This is a genomic window from Corynebacterium lipophiloflavum DSM 44291, assembly GCF_000159635.1.
Classification (GTDB): domain Bacteria; phylum Actinomycetota; class Actinomycetes; order Mycobacteriales; family Mycobacteriaceae; genus Corynebacterium; species Corynebacterium lipophiloflavum.
Genome location: NZ_GG667231.1, coordinates 1 through 347 on the forward strand (window position 1 = coordinate 1; position 347 = coordinate 347).

1 pseudogene is annotated in these 347 nt (G+C 72.9%); it reads left to right on the forward strand.

From position 1 onward, the window contains the following. Positions 1–347: pseudogene (locus tag HMPREF0298_RS12525) on the forward strand (chromosome segregation protein SMC); the annotation flags it as partial.

Genomic DNA, 347 nt, shown 5'->3' on the forward strand with positions numbered 1-347 from the left:
CAGCGCGCCACCGATGCCGAGGCGCGTCTACGCAGCCGCCAGGAGGAGCTTGCCGAGACCCGCGATCGCCTGTCGCGCATCGACTCGGACTCCACCGAGGCAGACGAGCCTTCAAGCGCCGAGCGCGATCGGGCCCGGGCCGCGCTGACCGAGGTCACGGCACTAGAGATGGAGGCCACGCTGTCGGCGCGCACCGCGCAGCAGACGGCGGAGGCAGCGGCGGGCAAGGGGGATGCGCTGCGTCGTCAGGCAGAGCACGAGCGCGTGGTGAAGGCGCGCTTCCTCGCGGGCGTCGCCAAACAAAAAGCCCAGGCTGAGCTGGCCGCGGCCGTGGCCGGGCATGCCCG